The sequence below is a fragment of the Stenotrophomonas sp. RS-48 genome (assembly GCF_030053245.1).
GTDB lineage: Bacteria > Pseudomonadota > Gammaproteobacteria > Xanthomonadales > Xanthomonadaceae > Stenotrophomonas > Stenotrophomonas maltophilia_P.
Genome location: NZ_JASGBV010000147.1, coordinates 1 through 2,012 on the forward strand (window position 1 = coordinate 1; position 2,012 = coordinate 2,012).

The window sequence follows — 2,012 nt, forward strand, 5'->3', positions numbered from 1 at the left end:
GGCACGCGAGCCGAAGCTGGACGCCACCGTGCGGGACCATTATCTGGCCACGGCGCGGCTGCAGGGCTTCGATCTGTCCGAACTGATCCACACGCCGCACACCGGCCATCCCACCGCCTGACCCATCACCATGGACCTGAAAAGTGGCTATCCCTGGTGGGCCGTACGCAATGGCCTGATCCAGGCATTTCCCCCGCTGGAGGGCGACCTGCGCTGCGATGTGCTGGTGGTCGGCGGCGGCATCACCGGCGCACTGATCGCCGATGAGCTGTCAGGTCACGGTCACGAGGTCGCCCTGATCGAGCAGCGCGACATCGGTTGGGGCAGCACCGCCGCCAGCACCGCGCTGCTGCAGTACGAGATCGACACCCATCTGCTGGAACTGGCCCAGCGCTATGGCCACGACGCGGCCACGCTGGCCTACCGGGCCTGTGCCGAGGCGATCCCGGCACTGGGCGAAGTGGCGCGTGGCCTGAAGGACGTGGACTTCCGGCGCATGGACAGCCTGTACCTGGCCAGTCGCCACCGCGACGTGCCCCGACTCATGGCCGAGGGCCAGGCACGCCGCAGCGCCGGCCTGGACGCCCGCTGGCTGGGCCCGGAGGCGCTGGCGGAGCGCTTCGATGTGGACGCCGGCGGCGCATTGCTGACCCGGCAGGCAGCGCGGGTCGACCCTTACTGCCTCACCTATGGATTGCTGAAGCGGGTGCGCCAGCGCGGCGGCCACATTCACGATCGCACCGTGCTGCACACGCTGACGCCAGGCACACGGGGCGTTACCACCAAGACCGAATCAGGCGCGACGATCCGCGCAGGCCACGTGGTGCTGGCGATGGGATACGCCAACCAGCGCTGGCTCTCGCAGCGCGTCGCACGCAACCGCAGCAGCTATGCCTTCATCACCGACCCTGTCGATGCCGCGGTGCTGGGCCCCCTGCAGCGCACGATGGTGTGGGAAAGCGCGCGCCCCTATCTGTACCTGCGGGCCACCGGCGACCGTCGCCTGCTGGTGGGCGGGCTGGACGATGCCATCGATATTCCGGCACGGCGCGACCGGCGGGTGGAAGGCAAGGCAGACAAGCTCATGAAGCAGCTCCTGCACTGGTTTCCCAAGCTCGACCCGGTACCGGCATTCTCATGGGCCGGTACCTTCGCCGAGACCGCCGACGGATTGCCGTTCTTCGGCCCGCATGAACAGTGGGGGCCGCGCGTGCACCTGGCAATGGCCTACGGCGGCAACGGCATCACCTATTCCATGATCGGCGCACAGCTGCTGCGGGCCCGCATCGAGCGGCGCAAGCATCCGCTGGCGGAGCTGTTCGGGTTCGGGCGGCTGTGACCTGCAGCCGGGCATGGCCCGGCTCTACCCCAATCCGGCGCCGACAGGCATCATTCAAGCACGCCCTGCTAGCGTCGGCCTGTAACGCCGCGTGTGGCGTGGTCCCTGTCCGCTGGAGCGCCAAGATGATCCGCCCCCTGACCCTGCTGTTGTGCCTGGCCCTGCCCGGGACCGTGCTCGCCCAGTCCGCTGCCGGCGCCACCGCACCGCAGGCATCCGGGCTGGATCTGACATTGCCGCAGGCGCCGATGCGTTACCTCAACGATCCGACGTTGCAGCAGGACCCGCCGGGCACCTACTACGGTGACAAGAGTGGCCCACGCGTGCACGACGATGCCCGCATCGCCGACGTGCAGGACGACAAGGTGAAGGTCTCCGGCAGTTTCACCACCGGCATCGGGTACTCCAAGCGGGGCGGCAACAGCCACTACAACGCCGCCACGCTGAATCTGAGCAAGAACTACACCACCGACGAGGGCAAGACCCGCGGGGTGAACCTCAACATCCACGTCAGCGAAGGCGAGGGCCCGGGCTTCTTCGGCCCGTATGGCGGCTACTACGGTCGCGGCCCGGGCTACTGGGACTACCCGCCGCCCTACGGCTGGTAAGCAGCTGCGGGCAGCGCCGGGCCATGCCCGGCGAGCGCAGCGCATGCATCAGGCCGCCGGGCATG

Annotated in this window: 2 protein-coding genes; both read left to right on the forward strand. The window is 68.7% G+C overall.

Annotation, left to right across the window (positions count from 1 at the left end):
* Positions 1-130: 130 nt before the first annotated feature.
* Positions 131-1,339: an FAD-dependent oxidoreductase gene (locus tag QMZ25_RS18950; protein ID WP_283220126.1), complete on the forward strand. Its 1,209-nt coding sequence runs from the start codon at positions 131-133 to the stop codon at positions 1,337-1,339.
* A gap of 125 nt (positions 1,340-1,464) precedes the next feature.
* Positions 1,465-1,947 carry a hypothetical protein gene (locus QMZ25_RS18955; RefSeq protein WP_074900053.1) on the forward strand — a complete coding sequence of 161 codons (483 nt, stop codon included), beginning with the start codon at positions 1,465-1,467 and terminating at the stop codon, positions 1,945-1,947.
* Positions 1,948-2,012 lie beyond the last annotated feature (65 nt).

Coding starts and splice junctions, on each gene's coding strand:
- QMZ25_RS18950 (WP_283220126.1), top strand. CDS start 131: ATGGACCTGAAAAGTGGCTATCCCTGGTGGGCCGTACGCAATGGCCTG.
- QMZ25_RS18955 (WP_074900053.1), top strand. CDS start 1,465: ATGATCCGCCCCCTGACCCTGCTGTTGTGCCTGGCCCTGCCCGGGACC.